General features: G+C 67.3%; 20 protein-coding genes. 2 read left to right on the forward strand and 18 right to left on the reverse strand.

What is annotated here, in order from left to right:
- Window positions 1–179: 179 nt before the first annotated feature.
- The 15 genes from ACIRA7_RS02840 to ACIRA7_RS02910 all read right to left on the reverse strand — a co-directional run bounded on the left by ACIRA7_RS02840 (window position 180) and on the right by ACIRA7_RS02910 (window position 17,400).
- Complete coding sequence (locus tag ACIRA7_RS02840; protein WP_396219285.1) at window positions 180–1,772, reverse strand: hydantoinase B/oxoprolinase family protein; 1,593 nt, start codon at window positions 1,770–1,772, stop codon at window positions 180–182.
- On the reverse strand, window positions 1,769–2,446 hold the full coding sequence (locus ACIRA7_RS02845; RefSeq protein WP_396219286.1) for a uracil-DNA glycosylase family protein: 678 nt from the start codon (window positions 2,444–2,446) through the stop codon (window positions 1,769–1,771). The genes ACIRA7_RS02840 and ACIRA7_RS02845 overlap by 4 nt, the downstream gene beginning before the upstream one ends.
- On the reverse strand, window positions 2,443–4,401 hold the full coding sequence (locus tag ACIRA7_RS02850; RefSeq protein WP_396219287.1) for a hydantoinase/oxoprolinase family protein: 1,959 nt from the start codon (window positions 4,399–4,401) through the stop codon (window positions 2,443–2,445). The genes ACIRA7_RS02845 and ACIRA7_RS02850 overlap by 4 nt, the downstream gene beginning before the upstream one ends.
- Entirely contained in the window at window positions 4,398–5,741 is a 1,344-nt protein-coding gene (locus tag ACIRA7_RS02855; RefSeq protein ID WP_396219288.1) for a DUF4105 domain-containing protein, read from the reverse strand. Before ACIRA7_RS02855 ends, ACIRA7_RS02850 begins: the two co-directional genes overlap by 4 nt.
- Window positions 5,741–6,745, reverse strand: a complete 1,005-nt coding sequence (locus ACIRA7_RS02860) for a Gfo/Idh/MocA family protein (protein WP_396219289.1) — start codon at window positions 6,743–6,745, stop codon at window positions 5,741–5,743. Before ACIRA7_RS02860 ends, ACIRA7_RS02855 begins: the two co-directional genes overlap by 1 nt.
- Window positions 6,746–6,767: 22 nt before the next feature.
- Window positions 6,768–8,096, reverse strand: a complete 1,329-nt coding sequence (locus ACIRA7_RS02865) for a SpoIID/LytB domain-containing protein (protein WP_396219290.1) — start codon at window positions 8,094–8,096, stop codon at window positions 6,768–6,770.
- Between the two features lie 11 nt (window positions 8,097–8,107).
- Window positions 8,108–9,436, reverse strand: coding sequence for a glutamate-1-semialdehyde 2,1-aminomutase (gene hemL / locus ACIRA7_RS02870; RefSeq protein ID WP_396219291.1), 1,329 nt, complete (start codon window positions 9,434–9,436; stop codon window positions 8,108–8,110).
- Complete coding sequence (gene rimO / locus ACIRA7_RS02875; RefSeq protein WP_396219292.1) at window positions 9,433–10,854, reverse strand: 30S ribosomal protein S12 methylthiotransferase RimO; 1,422 nt, start codon at window positions 10,852–10,854, stop codon at window positions 9,433–9,435. Before rimO ends, hemL begins: the two co-directional genes overlap by 4 nt.
- A 25-nt stretch (window positions 10,855–10,879) precedes the next feature.
- Complete coding sequence (locus ACIRA7_RS02880; protein ID WP_396219293.1) at window positions 10,880–11,380, reverse strand: YajQ family cyclic di-GMP-binding protein; 501 nt, start codon at window positions 11,378–11,380, stop codon at window positions 10,880–10,882.
- A 14-nt stretch (window positions 11,381–11,394) separates the two neighbouring features.
- Entirely contained in the window at window positions 11,395–12,255 is an 861-nt protein-coding gene (locus tag ACIRA7_RS02885) for an RNA polymerase sigma factor RpoD/SigA (protein WP_396219294.1), read from the reverse strand.
- Window positions 12,256–12,441: 186 nt separating this feature from the next.
- On the reverse strand, window positions 12,442–13,218 hold the full coding sequence (lepB, locus tag ACIRA7_RS02890) for a signal peptidase I (RefSeq protein WP_396219295.1): 777 nt from the start codon (window positions 13,216–13,218) through the stop codon (window positions 12,442–12,444).
- Between the two features lie 49 nt (window positions 13,219–13,267).
- Window positions 13,268–14,752, reverse strand: a complete 1,485-nt coding sequence (locus ACIRA7_RS02895; RefSeq protein WP_396219296.1) for an aldehyde dehydrogenase family protein — start codon at window positions 14,750–14,752, stop codon at window positions 13,268–13,270.
- 9 nt (window positions 14,753–14,761) lie between these two features.
- Complete coding sequence (locus ACIRA7_RS02900; protein ID WP_396219297.1) at window positions 14,762–15,292, reverse strand: hypothetical protein; 531 nt, start codon at window positions 15,290–15,292, stop codon at window positions 14,762–14,764.
- 18 nt (window positions 15,293–15,310) lie between these two features.
- Window positions 15,311–16,687, reverse strand: a complete 1,377-nt coding sequence (locus ACIRA7_RS02905) for a sigma-54-dependent transcriptional regulator (protein WP_396219298.1) — start codon at window positions 16,685–16,687, stop codon at window positions 15,311–15,313.
- Entirely contained in the window at window positions 16,684–17,400 is a 717-nt protein-coding gene (locus ACIRA7_RS02910) for a hypothetical protein (RefSeq protein WP_396219299.1), read from the reverse strand. Before ACIRA7_RS02910 ends, ACIRA7_RS02905 begins: the two co-directional genes overlap by 4 nt.
- Before the next feature lie 269 nt (window positions 17,401–17,669).
- Between ACIRA7_RS02910 and ACIRA7_RS02915 the strand changes: the two genes are divergently transcribed.
- Window positions 17,670–19,238 carry a YifB family Mg chelatase-like AAA ATPase gene (locus ACIRA7_RS02915; protein WP_396219300.1) on the forward strand — a complete coding sequence of 523 codons (1,569 nt, stop codon included), beginning with the start codon at window positions 17,670–17,672 and terminating at the stop codon, window positions 19,236–19,238.
- Between the two features lie 3 nt (window positions 19,239–19,241).
- On the opposite strand, the gene ACIRA7_RS02920 is transcribed toward ACIRA7_RS02915, so the two are convergent.
- The gene (locus tag ACIRA7_RS02920; protein ID WP_396219301.1) at window positions 19,242–20,825 is read right to left on the reverse strand and encodes an amidohydrolase family protein; all 1,584 of its coding nucleotides are present in this window, start codon (window positions 20,823–20,825) and stop codon (window positions 19,242–19,244) included.
- Between the two features lie 78 nt (window positions 20,826–20,903).
- Window positions 20,904–21,422 (reverse strand): FKBP-type peptidyl-prolyl cis-trans isomerase, encoded by a 519-nt coding sequence (locus ACIRA7_RS02925; RefSeq protein WP_396219302.1) that lies wholly within the window; start codon window positions 21,420–21,422, stop codon window positions 20,904–20,906.
- A gap of 83 nt (window positions 21,423–21,505) precedes the next feature.
- Between ACIRA7_RS02925 and ACIRA7_RS02930 the strand changes: the two genes are divergently transcribed.
- Entirely contained in the window at window positions 21,506–22,816 is a 1,311-nt protein-coding gene (locus tag ACIRA7_RS02930; protein ID WP_396219303.1) for a threonine/serine exporter ThrE family protein, read from the forward strand.
- Here the strand turns inward: ACIRA7_RS02930 and ACIRA7_RS02935 are convergent.
- Window positions 22,813–24,204 carry a spinster family MFS transporter gene (locus ACIRA7_RS02935; RefSeq protein ID WP_396219304.1) on the reverse strand — a complete coding sequence of 464 codons (1,392 nt, stop codon included), beginning with the start codon at window positions 24,202–24,204 and terminating at the stop codon, window positions 22,813–22,815. The two genes, ACIRA7_RS02930 and ACIRA7_RS02935, sit on opposite strands and share 4 nt — an antisense overlap.
- Between the last annotated feature and the right edge of the window lie 56 nt (window positions 24,205–24,260).

Here is a 24,260-nt window from a genome sequence, read left to right on the forward strand (position 1 = left end):
GCGCTAAGAATAAACGGCGCCAAGAGTCAACGGCGCGAAAGTAAACCGCGCGAAAAATGAAAAGCGCAAAGAATGAAGACCGCGCGGTGTCACCGCCGTTCACTCTTAGCGCCGTTCATTCTTAGCGCCGTTTATTCTTAGCGCCGTTCACTCTTAGCGCCGTTCACTCTTAGCGCCGTTCATCCCCGGCACTCCGAGCCATTCCGCACGCCCCACCCTCCTCCGCCTGGCGTCTCGATCGTCAGCACGTCGCCTACGTTCATACTCACGCGACACTTCGCCGGCAGCAGCTCGCCGTTCAACAGGTTCCGTCCTGCCTGCGCCGCGTGCCCACCGTTCGCTCCCGGTGGCGCCACGCGACGACGTTCAGTGAGCAGGGTGGCGGTACAGGGCACCAGCGCCTGATAGCGGCGTAATATGCCGTCGCCGCCGCGACTGGCGCCGGCGCCACCGCTGCCGCGACGCACCGCATACTCCACCACGCGCAGCGGATACGCGCGCTCGAGCGATTCCACCGGCGTGTTGCGCGTGTTGCTCATGCCCACGTGTACGGCATCCGGTCCATCTCCACGCGCGCTGCCACCCTGCCCGCCACCGAGCGTTTCGTAGAAGCTCCAGCCGGGCGCACCCAACGTCACGTTGTTCATCGTGCCTTGGCCACAGGCGGGGATGGGCAGATCGTGCACGCCGATACTCGCGGCGGCGGCTGACAGCGCCGCAAAACACACGTCGGTCATGCGCTGCGACAGCTCCACATTCCCGGCCGCCACGGCGCTTGGCCGCTTCGCGTTCGCGACGCAATCGTCGGGTATGGTGAGCGCCAACGCACGGGCGACGCCGTCGTTCACCGGCACATCGTCGTCGCACAACACGCGCAGTACGAACACGGCGGCCGCGCGCGCCACAGCCGGCGGCGCATTCACATTACCGCGCACGGCTGGTGACGAACCCGCGAGATCCAGATGCAGCGTGGCGTCCTTCACGCGCACCTGTACCACGACCGGAATCGGTGCATCGCTCACACCGTCGCCTTCCAACGCGTCAGCGGCGCGCCCTTCAGCGCCCTCCAACAGCTCCAAGCGTGCCCGCACGCGACGCTCGGTGTAGTCCAGCAGCGCGTTCACGGCGTCGCCCAACAGCTCCGCTCCCAGTCGCGCATGCAACGCTTGCCACCCCGTGCGTCCCGCTGCGCACGCCGCCCGTTGCGCGCGCAGATCACCCTCGCGCTCTTCCGGCGTGCGCACGTTGGCCAGCACCAGGCGCATCACGTCATCCTGCACCACGCCGCCGCGCTCGATACGCACCGGCGGCACGATGAGGCCCTCCTGAAACAGCTCCGTGGCACCGAACGGCATGCTGCCCGGACTCATGCCGCCCACATCGGCGTGATGCGCGCGGACCGCGGCGTACCCGATGATGCGCTGTGCGTCATGCGCGTCAGCGATCACCTCGACCATCGTGAGGTCGGGCAGATGCGAGCCGCCATGCGACGGGTCGTTCAGCAAGAACACGTCGCCCGGTGCCGCGCCACGGGCCCGCACCGCGGCGACCGACTCCGGCATCGCCCCGAGGTGCACCGGGATGTGCGCGGCCTGCGCCACCATGCGCCCGTCGGCGTCGAACAGCGCACAACTGGCGTCGCGACGTTCACGAATGTTCGGTGAAATGCTGCTGCGTTCCAGCAGCCCGCCCATCTCCTCGGCCAGCATCGCGACGCCCTGCGAAAAGACCGTGAGCTCGAGCGCGTCGAAGCGCGCGCGCCGCGAGGTCACGACGCGTCGGGCGACGGCGACGACGCGGGATAGCCGGCTTGGATCACCGCGTACTGGCAGCGGACCATCCATGCCTCCTGCAAATCGGCCATCTTCGCCCCCCGCCCACGCTCCGGCGCCATCGACAACAAGCCCTGCGCCGACGGATGCGGCAGGGCCCGGCGCGCGATCTCCGGCATCGGTGTCTTCCGGAAGAGCACGTCAATCGTCCGCGTCGCCACCCGACCGAGCGTCACGATGCCCTTGAGTCCACGCGCACGCAGGTGGGTAATGTCGCGTGTGAGCCGCGCGAAATTCGCCGCGCCTTCGAGCTCGGCGCGCAGCGGAGCGCGAAACGTCGCCCCATCATCCGTCGGGCAGCAGTCGAAGGCATTGCCCAAGGCCACCCCCTTGGCGACCGGCATGATGCCGTGGGCGATGAAGAGGGAGCCATCCCACGCCAACGGCGCGATCTCCGGTGGCAGCGTCATCGCCCCCACGCGCACGAGCACATCGTAGAGCACCTTGCCCGCCGCATCACCGAGGAACGGCACGCCGCTCTTGTCGGCGCCGCGCGGGCCGGGCGCTTCGCCCACCAGCAGCACGTGCACAGGACCGTCCAGGGGCACCAGCATCGGCACCGGCGTGCCGAGAATGCGTCCGACATTGTGGGTCGTCGACTGCGCGATGGTCATGCGTGCCGCTCCAGCATCCACCCTCCGGTTTCCAGCGACCGCGCCGTCCAGCCGGGCGCGATGCGCATGGTCGCATCCGGCAGCCGTACGACGGCCGGACCTTGCACTACCCGCGCCATGGCGCGTCCATCGTCTACGTCGGGCGCCAACGATCCGTTTCGAACGGGCCGCGCAAAGTGCACCGGCCACGGCGCGCTGCTGAGGGTGGTCCGGGCGCTGATGAACTCGACGGGGCGATCGAGCACGAACCCGGCCCGTTGGTCATGTCGTGCCACGAACCGGTCCGCCACGGCCGTCGGCGTATCTCCGGGCTGGGCCATGATGTCGAGCTCGTAGCCTTGGCCCTCGTAACGCGTGCGCAGCCACCAGCGCACCTCGAGCGACGATGCGTCGTCGCCATCGAGACGCAGCGCGTCCGCCTCCTGCTGCAGCAGCGCCGCCAAGGCGTCCGCGCTCATCGCATCGGCCCGCTGCATCACGCTCACCAGCGACTCGCGGCGTTCCGGGGCCAGCGCCAGTCCGACCGCGCTGAGCACGCCGGCGTGCGGCGGCACGATGACCTGCGTCATCCCCAACCGCTCGGCCAATCCACAGGCGTGCAGCGGACCGCCGCCGCCGAACGCGATAAGCGGCACGTCGCGCGGATCGACGCCGCGCTCAACCGACACCCGCCGTAGCGCGCGCGCCATGGTGGCGTCGGCGGTGGCGATGATCGCGTCCGCGGCTCGCTCCAGCGAGACGCCCAATGGCGCCGCAATGGTGTCGACAGCGACGCGCGCCCGCTCGAGGCTGATGTGCACACCGCCACTCCACTCGCCCGGCGCGATCGTTCCCAGTACGACGTGCGCATCAGTGACCGTCGGACGCTCCCCGCCGCGTCCATAGGCGGCCGGACCGGGCGACGCGCCAGCGCTCATCGGCCCGGTGCGCAGGGCGCCGCCGTCGTCGAGCCACGCGATACTGCCACCACCGGCCGCGACCGCTTCCACCAGCACACGCGGCAACGCGATCGGCACACCGGCTACGTTGCCACCGCGCTCGACCAGCGGCTCGCCGTCGTCCACCAGCCCCACGTCGGCGCTCGTCCCACCGATATCGATCGTGAGCGCCCGCGACACGCCGAGGGCGCGCGCGATCGCCGCCGCACCGGTAACGCCACCCGCAGGCCCCGACAACGCCAGCGCGGCGGCATGCGAGGCGGCGTCGTGCGCGGACAGCGTGCCACCGGCCGACGTCATGACGCGCGGTGACGGAAACGCGTGCTCGGCAAGCCGCGCGGAGAGCCCCGACAGATACCGACGCACCGCTGGACGCGCGTACGCCTCGGCCACCGTCGTGGCCATGCGCTCGTACTCGCGGATCTCGGGCAACGCGTCGTGCGAACAGACCACGTCAGCGGCGAGCCCGGCCTCCAGCAGCGCCACACGCAGAGCCTCGCGCAACGCCCGTTCGTGCGAGGGATCGCCGTAGGCGTGCAGCAGCGTGATCGCCACCGTCTCCGGCTGCTGGGCGACGACGGCGCGCACGACCTCGGCGATGGCCTCCTCGGTGAGCGCGATCGTGACGCCATCGGGCGTGATACGTTCGCGCACCGGAATCACCTGCGCCGGCTCCACCAGCGGGCGCGGGTGATGGCGGGCCAGATCGTACAGCGCGGCGCGTTCCTGTCGGCGCAGCTCGAGCACATCCGTGAACCCAGCGGTGGCACAGGCCACCACGCGGGCACCGGCGCGCTCGAGCAGCAGATTGGTGACCACGGTGGTGCCGTGTGCGATGTGTGCGAGCTGGGCACCATCGAGCGACGCAATCCGCAGCGCCTCCAGCACCCCGGCCGCTCGATCGGCGGCGACGCTCAGCACCTTCGAGGTGTGCACCGTGCCATCGGCGTGCAACGCGGCGAGATCGGTGAACGTCCCGCCCACATCGATCCCGACTGCAATGCGCGGCGCGCTCATGGCGTCGCATCCGCCGTGCCGGCCCGCGCCGGCAATCGCCGCACGGCCACGGCAAAGGCAATATGGACCGGCACGACGACCGCCAGCACCACGCCGCTCTGCTGCGACAGCGACGGCACAAGCTGCAGCACCAACCCGACCACCGACAGCAAGGCGACCAACGCCGACACGCCATCCGCGACGCGGCTACGCGTACCGCGCCACGCGGCCATCGAGATCACCACGGCAGCCAGCAGCATGAGCGGGTGCAGTTGGAGCACGGTGAGATTGGCGCCCATGTACGGGCTGTGCTTGGTGATGGTGCCCGCCAGCAGCAACGCGGCACCGAGCAGGCCACCGACGCCGAACCAGAGCGCCGAGAAGACTCCGAGCGTGACCCGTGCCAGGACGGAACGCACACCGGCGAGCAGCAGGACGAGGGCGGCCAGCGCGGTCCCAATCGCCAGCGCCATCAGCACACGCGACGGCGCCTGATCGGGTACGGGCAGGCGATCCGCGGTGAACAGCACGGAGTCGCTGGTAACCAGCTTCACCGGCGCGCCGGTCGCACTCGACACGGTGAGCGCCGCGAGATGATTGGCCAGCAGATCGGGGAGGAACGACTCTTCCGACTTGGTAAGCCGGTGATCGGCGTTCCGACCGAGCGCGACCTGAATGCCGGCATACACGAGCGGATCGCTGGCGGTGATTCGCGCCGTTTCACTGCGCCACGTCCGGTCGCCGCCAGGCAGGCGGAACGGCGCGTCCAGTTGCCCCGCGAGCGCCCAGTTGAGCAGGTCGCGCACGCGCGTGGCGCAGTTGTCGGCGTAGTAGTCGTAGCGGTAGTACTTGTTCGCCTCGAGCGCATTCCAACTGACGAAGTCGGCGATAGCGCCGCGCTGCACGGCCGTGAGCTGCAGCTGCTGTTTCCGAATCGTGCGATTGTCCGCCATGTAGGCGGCATTGAAATCCGCCGTGCGATAGCCCGCCATCCAGTACTTCGTATCGCCGGTGAGAAACCGCGCGAGAAAGTTCGGCTGATTAAAGTCGAACATCCCCCAGTTGAACGCGATCTCCTGGCCGGTGCTGCTGTCGGTGAGCGCCACGGCGACATGCCCGAACTTCTCGAACACGAAGTCGCCCGGCCCATACGTGAGGATCGCCACCGACATGCGCGCGCCGCGCTCAGCGCGTGCACTGTCGAGCGCCGCCGAGACGCCCGGTGCTGGCGGCGGCGGCGTGGGTGCCAGCTCCATGGTTTGTGCTGCGAGCGCCGAAGACGCGAGCGCCGCAAACGGGAGCGCCGATGACGCGAGCAGCGTCGCCGTCGCGACGGCGCGCCGGATTGCCATCATCACCATCAGAACCGGTACTCTTTCCCGTCGTCGGCGGCTTTGTAGATCGCCTCGGTCACTTTCTGCACGAGCACCTGATCAGTGGGCAGCTCATACGGGGCGTCTTCGTTGATCACCGCGAGAAAATGCGCGATCTCAGCCCGGTAGCTCTGCAGGAACGGGCTTTCGCGCGCCGCGGCGCCCGACGGCGACACGTCCACGGCGCGTCCGTTGAGCTCCTTGGTGACGCGCAATGGCGCCAATCGCGCCGAGCCGCGCGTCGCATGCACTTCAAACCACCACCGATCTTCATCGCCGACGTATGACCAGGCGACGTCGAGGTTGAGTATCAGGCCGTTCTCGCACTCGAGGAAGACCTGCATCGCGTCTTCGACCGAACCGGCGGCGCGACCACGGCGCATCGACGATACCACGCGGACCGGATTCGGACCGTCGACCAGCCACATGGCCAAATCGAGCAGGGGGAACCCGTGTTCGAGAAACACGCCGCCGCCCGATTCGGCGCGACGATTGCGCCACCCGTCGGCCGTGCGCTTCACATGCAGTGAGCCGGCACGAATGGAGGTGACTTGCCCAAGCTCCGCATTCCGGATGAACTGATCGAGCGCCTGCACGTCGGAGCGGAACCGGTGATTGTGCCCCACCACCAGCCGGCGATCAGCCTTCTGTGCGGCGGCAATGCACCGTTCGATGCCGCGCGTGGAGAGTGACAGCGGACGCTCGCACAGCACGTGCAGCTTCTTGCGCAGCGCCGACAGCACGTGCGGCTCGTGCAGGTGATTGGGAGTGGCAATGACCACCGCGTCGAGCTCATCGCTGTCGAGCAATTCCTCGAAATCGGTGAACACGTCGGGCACGTCGAAGCGATCGGCCAGCGCGCGCGCCTTGGCGGCATCGTTGTCGCACAGCGCGACAAGCTTTGCGCCGCGCAGCTTGGACAAAACTGGGATGTGCGTCAGCTGGGCGATGGCCCCCGTGCCGACGACGGCAATGCGCACGCCGTCCTTCATTCACGCCTCCGGAGATGACAGATCAGTCGGCGAACCCGACGACGGTCCCCGGATAGTAATGACGAAGGATGCTGCGCGCGTCGATGCCGGCCCGTGACCGGCCGATCGCGCCCCACTGACACATCCCCACTCCGTGGCCGTTGCCGTGGCCGCGCAGGCTGACCCCCGAGAGGTGTCCACGTGCGCGGGATTCGCGGTCCACTGAAAAGTATGTACTGGACAAAATCGCGCCACGCGCGCCGCGCAGCGCACTGCGAATCTCGTTGTTGCGCACGGTCACATCGCCGCGTTCGGTGCGCAGCACAAGCGCCGTGGCCCGCCCGGACGCCGTCCGGCCGTTTACCCGGACATCGGTCACAACGCCAGGGCGTGGATCGCGCGCCCCGGACGCCACCAACACGCGTCGCACCGTCTCGTTCAGCTGCCCCTCATCGAACTCCGCCGTCCAGTGATTGCCGGGCGACAGGTCGCAGTACGGGCGCCCGGTCCGCGGATCGGTATCGTCCACCGACTGCAGATACGGCTCCTCGCGCGCATCCCGCCACGATTCCTTGGGCGCGGCCGTGCGTCCGCCACACGAGGAATAGTACGGTGCATCGACCAGCAGCCCGCCGTAGCGAATCACCAGCCCCGCCGTGTGGTCGATCGCCTCGTTCACGATCGGCGCCTCCACATCGAGGCCGGCATACACCTGGTTCTGGACGGTGGCGACCATGTGCCACCCCGACCGCGGCTCCGCCGAGGCGTCGGCCGGCACGCGGATGTATGCGTAGCTGCGTGCGGCGATCGCCTGCGCCTCGAGCGCCGCCCGATCCGTCGCCTGCCGGGTACCCAGTTCGATCGGGACCACGCCGCGGAGATAGTCCTCCACCGGCAGGCGATTCACCACCAGAATGCCGCTGTCGGTAGGCGTGAACCAGAGTTCGCCGCGATAGCGACGGTTGTCATAGCGCAGGGTGGAGCCGCCATCCGACGCGCGGGCCACGAACGGCCCCTCGCGCCACGGCGTGGCGTCTCCGTTGTCACCGGCCACCCGCAGCAGTCCGCCCTGCTGTTCCACGCGCCAGTTCTCGGCGCCCTGACCCGTGACCAGCTTCGTACGCCCACCTTGCTCGTCGATGCGCCAGCGGCCGGTGGCCGATACCGGTGCCTGCCGCGCCTTACCAGCCAGCGCAATCCACGCCATCCGGTCGCGGCCATCCAGTCGCCCATGGGCCTCGCCGGTGACCAGCGCTTCACCCACCGGTGTCGATGAGCGAAGCCCGCCGCTCCCCCCACGTGGCGCGCACGCCACCGTGAGCGCAGCCGCCACCACAAGCGTCCCGAATGCACCCGCGATGAGCGCCCGCATGGTCTCCTGTGCTAGTCCCGGTGCGCGACAGCCGCGCCCAGCGCGTCGTCGAGTCGGGTCAGTGTGTCGGCGATTTCCGCATCGCCATGCGCCGACGACATGAACGCCGCCTCGAACGCGGACGGCGCCAGCGACACGCCACGACGACGCGCCGCATGAAAGAACCGCTTGAAGAGCGTCGTATCCGACAACTTGGCGTCGTCGTAGCTGTGCACCGGCTCGTCACGGAAGAAGAAGCCCCACATCGAGCCGGCATGGCTGGCCGAGAACGGCACTCCGTGTCGGGCCGCGATGTCGCGCATCCCCTGCACCAGCACGCCGGTCTGCGCGGTGATCCCGTCGTGGACTTCCTGCGTGAGCGCGCCGAGCGTGGCGAGTCCGGCCGCCATCGCCAACGGATTGCCCGACAGCGTGCCGGCTTGATACACCTTGCCCGTGGGCGCCACGTTCTGCATGAGCTCGCGACGGCCACCATAGGCCGCCACCGGCAGCCCCCCGCCGATCACCTTGCCCAAGGCGGTGAGATCGGGGGTGACACCAAAGCGCTCGCGAGCGCCGCCGAAGGCGATACGGAAACCGGTCATGACTTCATCAAAGACGAGCAACGCCCCGGTTTCGTCAGCGATCTGGCGCAAACCGGGGATGAAATCGGGGAGAGGCTCGATAAAGCCGCTGTTGCCGACGATCGGCTCGAGCATGATGGCCGCCAGCGGGAACTCGCGGGCGATGCGGGCCGCCTCCTCAAGGTCGTTGTAGCGGCAGGTCAGCGTGAGCCTGGCGAGCGCCTCCGGGACGCCCGGCGAATCGGGGAGCCCGAGAGTGGCGACGCCCGATCCCGCGCGCACGAGAAACGCGTCGGCGTGGCCGTGATAGCAGCCTTCGAACTTGAGGATGTACTCGCGGCCAGTGATGGCACGGGCCAGCCGCGCGATGGTCATCGCCGCTTCGGTGCCGCTGGACGTGAAGCGCACCATTTCCATGTGCGGCATCCGTTCGGCGATCTTGTCCGCCAGCTCCACTTCCCGTTCGGTGGGCATGCCGAAGCTCGTGCCGTCCTGCATGGCCCGCGCAACCGCGTCAAGCACGACGTCAGGCGCATGGCCCAACACCAACGGCCCCCACGACAGGATGTAGTCGAGATATGCATTGCCGTCGGCGTCCCATACCCGCGCACCCTTGCCGCGCTTGGCCACGAACGGTTCACCACCGACGCCACCAAAAGCGCGGACGGGCGAATTCACACCGCCCGGAAAACGCGCGCGCGCTCGCGCCATGATGTCAGCGGAACGCGCGCTGGGGCGCGACGTCAACATGGCTGCGAGTTCTGTCGGACTGCTCATCGGCCGAAACTCCCCACGGAAGAACTGTCAGGAATGCCACTGCCCACCAGCGGCAACGTGCGCGACGCGCGGCGGATCGGCGCCGCTGCTTGCTCGGCCACGCGCAACAGCATGGCACGGAAATCGTAGTCGTCCACCACCTGCTCGATGCGCACGTCGATGAACGCGCCGGGTGTCATGATGCCGGCGGCGGCACTGATCGGCACGTGCACCAGCCCGTCGATGTCATCGGCCTGCCACGGGGCGCGGCAGAGCATTTCCCCGGGCACGTCCGACGCGCGCTCCACCAATACGCGTGCTTCCACGCCGAGGAAGCGCTCGTAGCGCTCCGACGTGATCGCACGCTGCAACTCTTCGATGCGCTCCTTGCGCTCCTGCTTGATCGAATCGGCCACGTCGTCGTCCATGCGGTTCGCGCGCGTCCCTTCCTGCGGCGAATAGGTAAAGACACCGACGCGATCGAACTGCATTTCCTCGAGAAAATCGCAGAGGATTTCGAAGTCGGTTTCGGTCTCGCCCGGAAAGCCCACGATGACCGAGGTCCGCACGGCCAAGTCGGGCACGATCGCACGATACTGCGCGAGGCGTTCCCGGATGGTTTTCTGACGCTCGGGGCGGCGCATGCGCGCCAGCACCGCATCGGAGCCATGCTGCATGGGCGTGTCGAGGTAGCGCACGATGCGCGGATTGGCCGCGATGACCTCCAGCAGCCGCGGCGTGATGCCGGTGCTGTAGAGGTACATGTTGCGGATCCACGGAATCGACGTTTCGCGCACGAGCGCTTCGAGCAGCTCGGGCAGCGCCACGCCATCGCGTCGGTCGCGGCCGTAATGCGCGAGGTCCTGCGCTACGAGATTCATCTCACGGGCGCCCTGCACTTCCAGCAACTGCGCTTCCTGCACCAGATCGTCGAGTGCGAACGACCGATGCTTCCCGCGCATGAGCGGGATTGCACAAAACGCGCAGCCGTGATCACACCCTTCGGAGATCTTCAGGTAGCGCACGTGCGGGAGGTCTCCGCCGAACAGGCGCACACCGGGATGCTCTACCAGCGACCCGCCCAACAATCCCCGTTCCACGAGCTCGGGAATGAGGCGGTCCGTTTCGGAGTTGCCGAGGAACAGGTCCACCTCGGGCAGCGCCTCTTCGAGCTCCGCCTTATGCCGTTCGACCATGCAGCCGATGGCGAACACCGCCTGGCACTTGCCGTCGTCCTTCAGACGTGCGGCGGCCACGATCGCCTCGATCGATTCGGCCTTGGCGGCATCGATGAAGCCGCAGGTGTTGACCACCAGGACCTCGGCTTCCCGCAAGTCGGTGACCTGCTCGCCGCCATGAGCGACGAGATCGGCCAGGTACCGCTCGGAGTCTACCGTGTTCTTGTCGCACCCGAGGGTGACCAAACCGAACTTGAGCATGCCGGAAAGCTAGTGGAGCAGCTCCCTAGCGGAAATTCCCGAACTGCAGCTCCACTTCGAAGTCCGCCTTCCGGAGCACGGCGATCGCATCCTGCAGCGCGTCCTTGTCGGGGCTCGACACCCGCACCTGATCGCCCTGAATGCTGGCCGTCACCTTCTTGAGCTTCGCGTCCTTGATGGTAGCGGACACCTTCTTCGCCTGATCGGAGTCGAGCGCCATCTTGAGCTTGATCTCACGGCGCAGCACGTCGCCGCCCCCCGGCTTCACGTCGCCGATGTCGAGATTCTTCACCGGTACGCCACGCTTGATCAGCTTGCCGCGCAGGGCATCGAACAAGGCCTCCATGCGCATATCGCTGTCGGTCGCCAGGTTCACGATGCTGTCAGAGCGCTTGAACTCGATCTCGACCAGTGCACCCTTGAAGTCGAATCGCTGCGCGATCTCCTTCTGCGTCTGATTGACCGCGTTGTCCACTTCCTGCAGATCGACGCTGGTGGTGACGTCGAAGGAATACGTTGAAGCCATAGAATCAGAGGAGCTCAGCCCAGGAAGCTTTCCAGCGACTTGGATCGTGAAACATGCCGGAGACGCGAGAGTGCCTTCTCCTTGATTTGACGCACCCGCTCGCGCGTGATGCCAAGCTGCGTGCCGATCTCCTCGAGCGTCATCGGCTCCGCCCCATCAATCCCGAAGTACAGGCGCAGGATCTTCGACTCGCGCTCCTTGAGGCTGCCGAGGGAATCCTCGATCGCTTCGGTGAGCGCTTTCTCGAACGTCTGCTCGTCGGGCGTGGCGTGGTTCGTGTCGGGCAGATAGTCCAACAGGCGGTTGTCCTCGCCCGGGGTCAGCGGCGCGTCGAGCGACAGGTGCACCTGCGAAATCGACATCGTCTTGGCGACTTCTTCCTCGGTGATGTCCATCCCTTCGGCGATCTCGGCGTGCGTCGCCTCGCGCCCCAACTCCTGCAGCAGCGTGTTCGCGCGCTTCCCGATTCGATGCAGCGTGCCGGCCCGGTTGAGCGGCACGCGCACGATGCGCGACTGCTCGGCCAGCGCCTGCAGAATCGCCTGCCGGATCCACCACACGGCGTAGGAAATGAACTTGATGCCCTTCGTCTCATCGAACTTGTGCGCGGCGCGAATGAGGCCAAGGTTGCCCTCGTTGATCAGGTCGGACAGCGACACGCCCTGATTCTGGTACTTCTTCGCCACCGACACCACGAAGCGCAGGTTCGATCGCACCAACTTGTCCAGCCCTTCCTGATCGCCAACCCGGATGCGTCGTGCAAGCTCGGCTTCTTCTTCCCGCGAAATCAACGGATACGCGCTGATGTCACGCAGGTACTGATCGAGGGAGCCTTCCTCGTTCGACACCTTCTTTTTCTGGGGCGTCACAGCCATAGCAGCGCGGCTCACGTGGCAGAGAGACTGGACCTGTAACCGCACGGCGGGAGGGGGGCGCGCGGCGTCCTGCCTACAACAAGTAACTGGTAATCACCTAACTGTGAACTCCGGAGCACTCCTCGTCAACGCAAGCCGCCGCGAAATCGGTCCCACCGATCAACCGCGGTCTTGCGAGCGCCCATTCTATCGAACGGACGACCCGAGGCGACCCCACCGGATCCGGGTCAGCCACGGCGCACGCGCGAGGGAGTCCGGCGTGAAGCTGTAATACACGATCCACGGCGTCCCACGCAGCAGACTGTCTGGCACGAACCCCCAGTAGCGGCTGTCGAGGGAATTGTCGCGGTTGTCGCCAAGAACGAAAAAATGCGCTGGCGGCACCACGATGGGCCCCCAGTTGTCCCGCGACGGGCGATAGATCGGCGGCATACCGACGCTCACGTCGGCGGCGGCGGCCGTGTTGGTGAGGTAGCCCCGCTGCCAGCGGAACGCGTCGGTCATCGGATCGACGTCGGGTTCGGTGTGCGAGACATACGACTCCCGCAGCAGGACCCCATTCCGCCGCAGCGACCCACTCTGCATCGCGAGGGTATCGCCCGGACGTCCCACCAACCGCTTCACAAAATTCTTCGACGGGTCGGTCGGCCATTGAAAGACGAGAATGTCGCCAAGCTGCGGTGCCCGTACCGCCGGCAACCGCCGGTGCAGGTACGGGACCTCCGCGCCATAGCGCCACTTGTTCACCAGGAGAAAGTCCCCGACGAGCAGCGTACGCTCCATGCTCCCCGACGGGATCTTGTACGCCTCCACGACGAACGTGCGCAGGACCAGGAAGAGCAGCAACGCGGGTGGCAGCACCTTGGCCCAGTCCCAGAGCCAGCCAAGCGACCACGTACGCCGCTGCGAGCGGCCATTGGCCGCCCGGAGGGCGTTCGCGCGGGGATCCTTCTCCGGCGCCATCAGGCGATCACCAAGGCCTCGTCGCGCCAGGCGCGATGTGGTACAGCACTCAGTAATTGTCTATCTGGGCGCGCTGGAGCGCTCCCGAGTAATCCACGTAGCCCACCTTGGTCTCCGAGTAGAACTCGTACACTTCCCAGCCGCCTTCGCGATGGCCGTTGCCCGTTTCCTTCACGCCGCCGAAGGGCAGATGCGCCTCGGCTCCGATCGTGGGGGCGTTCACGTACGTGATGCCGTTGTCGAGATCCTGCAGCGCCCGGAACGCGACATTCACGTTGCTCGTGTACACCGACGACGACAGTCCGTAGCGGACGCCGTTGTTGACCGCGAAGGCCTCCTCGACGGTCGCGACCCGGATCACCGACAACACCGGGCCGAAGATTTCCTCCTGCTCCAACCGTGAGCCGGCCGTCACGTTGGTGAAGATCGTGGGCTGAAAGAAGAATCCGTGGTCGAGTGCACCACCGGTGGCCCGCGCGCCGCCGCAGCGCAGCGTGGCCCCCTGCTCCTTCCCGATCTGCACGTAGCGCTCGACCTTCTCGCGCGCGGCCTCGTTCACCAGCGGCCCCACGTCATGACCACTCACCCGCCCGTCGCCCAGCACGAGCGCCTGTGCCCGCGCCACGAGACGCTCCACGAACGTGTCGTGGATGCCCTGCTGCAGAATCAATCGGCTCGTCGCCGTGCACCGCTGACCCGTCGTGCCGAAGGCGCCCCACAGCACACCGTCGATCGCGAGATCCAAGTCGGCGTCGTCGAGCACGATCTGCGCGTTCTTGCCGCCCATTTCGAGCGACAACCGCTTGTGCATCCGGCCGCACGTCTCGCCCACGAAGCGTCCCGTTTCGGTGGAGCCCGTGAACGAAATCACCGGCACCTGCGGATGCTCCACCAGCGCCTTACCGACGACCTCGCCCATGCCGTGGACCAGCTGAATCACCTCGGGCGGCAGGCCGGCCTCGAGAAGAATCTCCACCAGCACGGTGGCCGTGTGCGGCACATCTTCGGCGGGCTTGAGGATCACCGCGTTGCCGCACAGCAACGCCGGGAACGCCTTCCACGTGGGAATCGCCAGCGGGAAGTTGAACGGCGTGATCAGCCCGCACACGCCGATCGGACGGCGCATGCTCATCGCCCACTTGCTGGCGAGTTCACTCGGCACCGTGTGCCCAAACAGCCGTCGTCCTTCAGTGGCGGCGTAGTACGCGGTATCGATGCCTTCCTGCACGTCGCCGCGCGTTTCCGCGAGGGGCTTCCCCATCTCGCGCGTCATGAGGTTGGCGATTTCTTCCTTGCGCGCCGCCATCAGATCGCCGACGCGGCGCAGCACATCACCGCGCGCCGGTGCCGGGGTGCGCTTCCAGCGCTCGAACCCACGCTGCGCACTGACCACGGCGGCTTCGACGTCGGCCACGCCAGACGCGGGAAAGCGGCCGATCAGGTCGTGCTGGTTGGCCGGATTGCGATTCTCGAAATAGTCGGCGGTGGACGGCGGGACCCACGCACCACCAATGAAGTTGTGAAAAGTCGTCATCCCGGAAATTTAGCCCGGAATCGCCACCGGACCTACTGAGGGAGCGACCGACGGGGCCGGACAACGCCAGCCTTCGCTGCGCTGCGGCGTCGGCGCCGCATACCCCACGCGGGGCAGCACCTCGCGGGCGCCCAGCGCGAGCCCCCACACCACCACCAGCAACGACGCCACGTGCGCGAGTCCAAGTCGGTGGCGCCAGGTGCCCACCGCACTCCATACCCCGAGCAGCGCCACCGCACCGGTAGCGGCCGTGAAGCCGATCAGTGGCGCACCACACGACGCCGGCCACGGCCAGAACATCAGCCCCGCCGCCGCGCCCACCGCGACGGTCACCTTGACCCAACCACGCCACGCACCGGCCGCGGGCGCTGATGGTGCCGCCGAACGGGCCGGCGCGCCCATCGTGGGCGCGGCCATCGTGCGACCCGCCGATTTCGTCGGGGCCACGGCCTTGCTCTCGGCCAGCAGCGCCTCGTCCGAGACCGACGCCAGCTGCTTATCGATCTTCGCCAGTTCGGCTTCCCAGTTGCGGTCGCTCATGCCACGTCAGGTTGAAGGTCAGACAGGGGTGCTCTCTCTCGTCAACGCATAACGCTCGATCTTCTTGTAGAGATTCGACCGGGGCATGTCCAGCGCCCGCGCCGTCTCCGACACGTTCCAGTCGAAGGCGCGCAGCTTGACGAGCAGGAAGGCCCGCTCGGCCGCCACCTTGAACTCCTCGAAGGTCGTGCAGTCCACCAGGTTGCCCAACCCCGCCGGCTCGGCCGACCGCTTCCCCACCAGGCGCTCCACATCGGCCGCCGTGATGGTCGACGCGCTCGCCAGAATGACCAACCGTTCCACGGTGTTGCGCAATTCGCGCACGTTCCCGGGCCAGTCCAGCTCCGACAGTCGCACGAGCGCACCATCGGTGATGCCACGCGCCGGCAAGCCGTCACGGGCTGCGAACTGCTGCAGGAAATACACCACCAACTGCTCGATGTCCTCGCGACGCTCCCGCAACGGCGGCACCGTGATGGGCACCACGTTGAGCCGGTAGAACAAATCTTCGCGAAACCGGCCGTTGGCGATCTCGTCTTCCAGATTCTTGTTCGTGGCGGCGAGCACGCGCACGTCCACCTGAATCGGCTTGCTGCCGCCGATACGCGTGACGAACCCGTCCTGCAACACGCGCAACACCTTCGCCTGCGCGCTCAACGACATGTCGCCGATCTCGTCGAGGAACAGCGTACCGCCGTCGGCCTGCTCGAATTTGCCGGCCCGGTCGGCAACGGCGCCGGTGAACGAGCCCTTCATGTGGCCGAACAGTTCGCTCTCGATGAGCTCCGAGGGAATGGCCGCGCAATTCACTTCCACGAACGGCTTCTTCGCGCGCAGCGAGCCGCGATGAATGGCCCGCGCCACCAGTTCTTTTCCGGTGCCGTTCTCGCCCGTGATGAGCACGCGCGCCGGCGTGCCCGCCACCTTGTCGATGCGCTCGAGCAGCGCGCGAATGCCATACGTGCGCCCAACGATCTCGTAGCGCGATTCGATCGTTTCGCGCAGCCGCTCGTTCTCTTCCGTGAGCAAGCGCGTTTCGAAGGCGTTGCGCAGCAGCACCAGCACGCGATCGGTGTCGAGCGGCTTCTCGAGAATGTCGTACGCGCCGAGCTGTGTGGCCTCGACCGCCGTTTGGATCGTGGCGTGCCCGCTGATCATCACCACGGTGGCGTTGGGGTCGGCCTGCCGCAGGCGCTTGAGCACCTCGAGGCCGTCGAGCCCCGCCATCTTCACGTCGAGAAACACGAGCTGCGGACGGAAGCTGTCGTAGATCGTGATGCCCTCGGCACCACCCGTCGCCGTCTTGACCTCGTAGCCCTCGTACTCGAGCAGCTGACCAAGGGCCTGACGGATACCCGGTTCGTCGTCCACCACGAGAATGCGACGCGCACTCATGGCACCACCGCCTTGTAGAGAGTGATCCTGCCGTTGGCGACGCGCACGTCGGCCACCACGTTCGGCAACGGAATCGGCAACGCGTCCGACGGTAGCGAGTCGGCGGCGGCCGCACGACGCATTGCACGGAGCAACGACGGGATCAGCCGGGGCGGCACATCGATGCCCGCCATGCGCAGCTCGCGCACCCGATACGCCGTCAGCCCCGGACGCATGAGATCGAGCGTGCCCGCCATGCGCACCGTGTCACGACCGTCCAACGCCACGCCGAGCAGGCCCCGCAAGGCGCCGTCGCCCGCCAGGTCGCGCAAGTCCACGACGGTCCGCACCAGGAGCTGCTCGTCCGCGATCGCGATGTCCGGCCGAGATGCGGTGGAGGGCAAGGCCTTCGCCACGCCGGCGGCCAGCAGGCTGGCCAGCTCGGGCGCCCGCAACGAGACATACGCCGGTCCGTTGCGACGCGACAGGCGGGCCACCGCCTCGCGGCCGGCCGTTCCGCCCGGCGAGAGGCGCACCCACGCGATGGCCTGCTCACGCGTGGCCCGTTCGGCGCGTCGTGCGGCGGCGTTCTCGCCGGCGATGCGCGCCCCCTGACTGCTGTCGAGCCGCTCGCTGGCCTGTGTCGCCACATCGGTGACCCGGCTCGCGGCGCCCGAAGCCACGCGTGACAGCACCGACGGCAACCGATCGCCGTACAGCCAGTATGCGCCCACGCCACCAACGGCGAGGACCGCAAGGCAGCCGATTCGAGAGAGACAGCCCAAGGGAGCGAGGGTGGGAAGTGAAACGGGAAGCTACGGCTCCCCGCTGCCCAGCGGCAGCGGTCGCGTCGGGTGGCTCCCCGACTTGGGGGAGTCCGCTCTGTACCCCGAAGCGGGATGACTGGCCCACGCGGCGGCAACGTGAAGTCCATGCGGTCGCAAGACCACGCGCGCGCAGTTCCGATGACAGTGATCGGCGCTCCGCGCCGTACACTCTCCCCATGCTTGCCGCCGCCCCCTCCGCCGCCGTACTCGGCATCGATGCCCTCGACGTGCTCGTCGAGGTGCATGTAGCCAATGGGCTACCTCAGTGGACGCTCGTCGGTCTCGCCGCGACGGCAGTGAAGGAAAGCCGCGACCGCGTGCACGCGGCGCTGGCGAATTCAGGATTCACGATTCCTCCGCGACGGATCACGGTGAATCTCCAGCCCGGAGACTTACCCAAGACCGGCACGGCGTTCGATCTCCCCATCGCCCTCGCCCTCCTCGCCGCCAGCGGGCAACTGCCGCCCGACGTGCTGCAGCACATCTGCGCGGTGGGAGAACTGGGCCTCGACGGACAACTCCGGAGCGTACGCGGGGTACTCGCTGTGGCGCGGCATGTGGCCGCGACCAGCGACGCCCTGCTGATCGTGCCGCCGGATAACCTGGCCGAAGCGCTGCGCGTGCCGAGTGCGCGCGCGATGGCACCACGCACCCTCATCGAACTGGTCGCCGCGCTGCGCGACGGCTCGGCCCGCAGTGATACGCGACCGCAACGCACCGACACGCCCCACGATGACACACCAGACCTCGGTGATGTGGTCGGTCAATCACTGGCCGTACGCGCCCTCGAGATCGCGGCGGCCGGTTCGCACAACTTGCTGTTGGTGGGCCCGCCCGGCGCCGGCAAAACCATGCTTGCCCGTCGTCTGCCGGGCATCCTGCCGCCGCTCGATGAACAAGAGGCGTTGGAAGTACTCGCCATTCACTCGGTGGCCGGACTGCTCGGCCCCGAGCAGGTCCCCACCAGCGCCACACCGGCTCGTCCATTCCGTGCACCGCATCACTCCATCTCCACCGCCGGACTCGTTGGTGGCGGCGGGTGGCCACGCCCCGGTGAGGTGAGTCTCGCCCATCGCGGCGTGTTGTTTCTCGACGAATTGTCGCTGTTCCCACGACACACGCTGGAGTCGCTGCGGCAACCGCTGGAGGATGGCGTCGTGGTCGTCGCCCGCGCCGCACGGGCCGTACGATTCCCGTCACGTTTCGCACTCATCGCGGCCAGCAATCCATGTCCCTGTGGATACGCCGGCTGCGATGACCGGCACTGCCGGTGTTCGGTGGCCGACCTCGAGCGGCATAGAGCGCGACTATCGGGCCCACTGGCCGATCGCATTGATCTCCATGTGCACGTGCAGCGCGTGCCGCCCAGCGACCTCGCCAGTCACACCCCACAGGAACGCTCAGCCAACGTGCGCGCCCGCGTGATCGCCGCGCGAGACCGGCAGCGTGCGCGCTACGCGCACACCGCCGGCACGCAACCACCTGCCGCCCTCACCAACGCCACCGCGCCGGTGCGACTCATCGCCCCCGCCGCGCGGCTCGAGCCCGACGCTCGTGCCCTACTCGTGCGCGCAGCCGACAAGCTGACACTGAGCGCCCGCGCGTATCACCGCGTACTGCGCGTGGCCCGCACCATCGCCGACCTCGATGACCTCGAGGTGGTAAACCGCCTGCATGTGGGTGAGGCGCTGCGGTATAGGCCGGTGGTGGATGAAGGCTCCATCGCGGAACGGTCCACCACGTAGCCCTTACTTCCGCGTCACCACCCGACCCGCCCGTACCCCCGTCGCCTTGCCTCCGCTCACCGCGACCGCGCCATTTACGATCACCGTCTCGATGCCGACCGGATACTGATGCGGCGCCGCAAACGTGCTCATGTCCTTCACCGTGGCCGCGTCGAACACGACCACATCGGCCACGTTGCCTACCTTGAGCACGCCGCGGCCGGTCAGGCCGAGTCGCACGGCCGGCATTTGCGTCATCTTGTGGATGGCTGACTCAAGCGGCAGCAGCTTCTGCACGCGCACATATTCACCCAACACGCGCGGGAAGGTGCCGTACGCCCGCGGATGCGGATGACCGTCGCCGGGGCTCGAAATGCGTCCGTCGCTGGCGATCATGGTGAACGGCGCCACCATGATGCGGCGCACATCCTGTTCGTCGAGCACGTGATAAATCGCGTTGCCACCGCCGTTCAGCATCGCTTCCAGCACGAGCGCGGCCCCGTTCTCCGGCGTCGGCGCCAGCTTGCGCCGCACCGCCCAATCTTTCAGCGTCTTCCCTTCGAGACTCTTGTCCCACGCCACGCGCGAGAATTGCACGCGCGCCAAGTCGCCGCCGCCGCGATCGTTCAGGATGTTATCAATGATGCCGCGCGTGATGCTGTCCTTGATGGCCGGTACCGCCAGCCGCTTCCGGAACTCCGCATCACCACCGGCCATCGCCCAACTCGGCACCAGTACGCCGATGCCCGTAGCGGTGGCGGTGTACGGATACTGATCAATCATCACATCCGTGCCGGCCTTCCGCGCACTGTCCACCATGGCCAGCGTGAGAGTGCTCTTCCCCCACATCTGCTGTCCCACGGCCTTGTGATGCGTCAGCACCACCGGAATGTGTGCCCGACGTCCGATCTCGAGCGCTTCGGCCACCCCGTCCAACAAGCCGATGCCTTCCTTGCGCAGATGCGACGTATAGATGCCGCCGCTGTCGCTCGCGACCTGCGACAGCGCGATCACTTCCTCGATGTTCGAGTACGTGCCGGGCAGGTACAACAACCCTGTGCTGAGCCCGAACGCGCCCTGCCCCATCGCCGTGGCGACCAACTGCTTCATGCGCGACAGCTCGGCGGCATTCGGGGCGCGCGCGGCCATGCCGAGGACGGCGCGACGCACGTCGTTGTGCCCCACGAGATACGCCACGTTGATGCCGATCGTGGCTGTGCGCACCGAATCGAGATACGGCGCCAACGGCAGCGGTGAGCCGCCATCGGGGCCGCCCAGTGCCAGCGTGACACCCTGTCGCAGCGCGCTCTCCATAAGCGGGTACTGCAGCAGTGGCTCGAGGTGCGCGTGCAAGTCGATGAACCCCGGCGACACCGTGCGGCCGGCAGCGTTGATCACCCGCTTCGCGTTCGCGCGGGAGAGCGCTGGCGCCATCGCCACGATGCGATCGCCTCGAATGCCAACGTCGAGCCGCTGCGCCGCGCGCCCGGTGCCATCGAGCACCGAGCCGCCGGCGATCAGGACATCGAAGCGCTCGGCCGCCGGCTGCGCCTGCGCGTGCATCGGCGAGAGCAGAAGCGACAGTGCGAGCAGAAGTCGTGACATCATGCGTCGTCCGGTTTGGGTCGCCATGAAAAAGGGAGCAGGAACCTTCCCGCTCCCTTCACTACCACATGAGCCTGGTGCTTACTGCACGCTGAGCAGTTCCACGTCGAACACCAGCGTGGCATTGGGCGGAATCGGGCCCGACCCCTGATTGCCGTACCCCAGCGACGAACCGATCACGAGCTTCCGCTTGCCGCCCACCTTCATGCCAGCCACGCCCTGATCCCAACCCTGAATCACCATGCCGGCGCCCAGCGCGAAGCTGAAGGGGGCGCCCCCCACGTTCGTATCAAAGCGGTTGCCGTTGATCAGGAACCCCGAGTAGGTCACGCGAATCGTCCGGCCGGCGATCGCTTCAGCGCCGGTGCCAACGACCAGGTCCTGCACGAAGAGGTTGTCGTTCCTCTTCGTCATGTTGGCGATGTTCACGCCCAGCGCCGACGCATACGTCTCGACGGCGGGATTGGACGGAATGTTCGGGGCCGTGCTGTCGGAACCGCAGGCGCTCAGCAGCGCCGCTGCACCGAAAACCGGCGCCAGCAGAGTATGACGGACCAGCGACGCCGCACGGCGAGGCAAAGACGGCAGAGAACGGAGCATAGGTCTCGAAGTTAGGGCGAATAAGGATTCTCATAAAAGATAAGCCGTTGCGCCCGACCTCGGCGTCCCCTACGCTCACCAGCATGGCCCGCCCCAACCTGCCCGACGCCCTCAGCATGAGTGAGAACCCGCTGGACGTGCCGATGGGGGCCACCGGCGGCCACTCGGCCGTGTCCCGTCGGTTCGTGCTGCAGCTTGCGAGGGCGCTGCACAAGCACGGGACGCCTGCACACCGGCTGGAGACGGCGCTGGCCATTATCGCCCGACGACTCGGGCTCGAGGCCGAGTTCTTTTCGACTCCGACCAGCATCATGGTGGGCATCGGGAATCTCGACGACCAGCGCGTCTCGCTGATTCGCGTGGAGCCGGGCGAGCCGAATCTCGGACATCTCTCCACGCTGGGGGACATTACCCGTGGCGTGATCGAGGGCACGCTCTCGCCGGCCGATGGGCTGCATCAGGTCGAGGCGCTCGATACGCAACCGCCACCGTATCCGGAGTGGTTGGTGCTGTTCGCGTTCGTCTGCTCGTCGGCGGCGGTGTCGTGTTTTCTCAAGGTCCGCGTGGGCGATGTGCTCACCGCGTCGCTCCTCGGCCTGCTCACCGGCCTCCTCGCGATCTTTGCGGGCCACCGGGAAAGCACACGGCATGTCAAAGAGCCGCTGGTTGCGTTCGTCGTGACCACGATGGCGTTCACCATCGACGGGCTCATGGGCACGCGCAGCGGCTTCGCCACGTCGCTCGCCGGACTCGTCGTGCTGCTGCCGGGGCTCACCTTCACCGTGGCGCTCACGGAACTCTCCACGCGACATCTGGCCTCCGGAACGGCGCGCCTGAGCGGTGCACTCGTGGTGTTCCTCGGACTCGGCTTCGGTCTCGCCCTCGGCGTGCAGACCGGCGGCGCGTTGGGCCCGATACTGCACGAGGCCATGCCGCAGGTACAGGGGCTGTTGTCCCGTGCGACGCTGCCATCATGGACGGAATGGGTCGCGTTGCTCGTTGCGCCGTTGTCGTTCGCCGTGTTGTTGAGTGCGAAACGCCGCGATATCGGCAACATCGTCGTGGCCTGCGCGGCCGCCTATCTCGTGTCCAAATACGCTGGCGCGTCGGTGGGCGAGCAGCTTGGCGCGTTCCTGGGCGCATTCGTGATCAGCGCCGGCAGCAATCTGTTCGCCCGATTCAAGCGGCGCACGGCCATGGTGACGCAGGTGCCGGGGCTCCTCATTCTGGTGCCTGGCAGCATCGGCTTGCGCAGCATGCAGTCGCTCCTTGGACAAGACGTCGAGATGGGCATCGCCACCGCGTTTCGCGTGGCCATCATCGGAATCTCGCTGGCCGCGGGGATGCTGGCGGGTAACGTGGTCACCAGCGCCGGCCGCCGGATTCGCCGCTAACGCGCCCCAGCGGTTTCGTCAGCGCCTTCGTCGCGCAGGCGTTGTACGGTGGCCCGGAATGCCGGGCGCCCCCAGGCCAGCAGCCCGATGGCGAGGGTCATGCCAACGACGGCCGACAGCGACAGCGAGTAGCGCAGGGCGAGCGGGTCGCGAAAAACCTGGTCGGTGAGCAGCGCGACGGCCGTCGGGCCGAGCACGCCCGACAACAAGTTCACGACCAGCTGATAGATGGCGCTGCCCTGCCCTCGCATGCGCGGCGGCATCGCTTCAGCGATCGCGGCGTTGGCGGCCCCCCACGGCATGGCGGCGAAGATGTTTACCGGAATCAGCAGGGCGGCCGCGAGCGTGCCCGTGGGCACGAGTGGGTACAGCCCCGCGAAGAGGAGCATGCCGAGGCCACCGAGCATGCCCACCCGCAGCGACGCATCGACCTGACCGCGCTTGGACAAGGCGTCGGTGAGCCGACCGCCGAGTATGACCCCGAGTGGACCGAGCGTCGCGGTAAGGACGCCCTGCAGGAGTCCGGCCTGGCTTTCCGTGAAGCCGTGGGTGCGGATCAGGAAGCTGGCCAGCCATGCCCCAACGCCGTAGTTCACCGACGCCGAGCAGGCGAACCCGAACGACAGCGCGCCCACTGTGCGCGCGTTGGCCCGCAGGTAGCGCATGACTTCAGCAAAGGGCGCCTTCGCCTCCATCTGATCCGGCTCGGCGGAGGCACGCACGACCCGCGGCTCCCGGATCGTGAGCGCCAGGAGCGCAACGAGCAGCCCGGGCAAGCCCACGTAGAAGAACACCAGCTGCCAAGGGAACACATCGCCGACGATCGGCACATGCACGAGCCCCGGCTTGTCCACGCGCCCGACCACGAACGCACTCAGCGCGTACGCGACGCCCGATCCGAGGAACGTACCCATCATGTACGTGCTCATCGCCACGCCAAGCCGCTTTCGGGGAAACTGCTCGGCAATGATCGACACGGCGGCCGGACCCAACGTGGCCTCACCGGCGCCCACCCCGATGCGCGCGATGAAGAGATGCGCGTAGCTCCGGGCGGTGCCGGTGAGCATGGTCATCACACTCCATACCGCGGCACCCAGCGCCACAATGCGCGGACGATGCCCGCGATCGACCCATCGGCCGATCGGCAGCCCGAGCAACGAGTAGAACACCACGAAGCTGAGTCCCATGAGGAGACTCACGTCGGTGTCCGTGACGTGCAAGTCACGTTTGATCGGGCGGACCAGCAGATTCAGGATCTGCCGATCGACGAAGCCCGACACATTGGCGAGCGTGAGAATCGCGACGGCGTACCAGGCCTGTGCAGGCGTCACCAGACGCGTGCCGGCCGAGGGACGATCCGTTGATTCGGAGCGAAGAGGGGTCGTCACGCCGTAAATCTGAACGCCTGCGCCCGGATTCGCACGTCGCGTGGAGGTAAATGTGC

It is taken from the genome of Gemmatimonas sp., from assembly GCF_044376735.1.
Taxonomy (GTDB): domain Bacteria; phylum Gemmatimonadota; class Gemmatimonadetes; order Gemmatimonadales; family Gemmatimonadaceae; genus Gemmatimonas.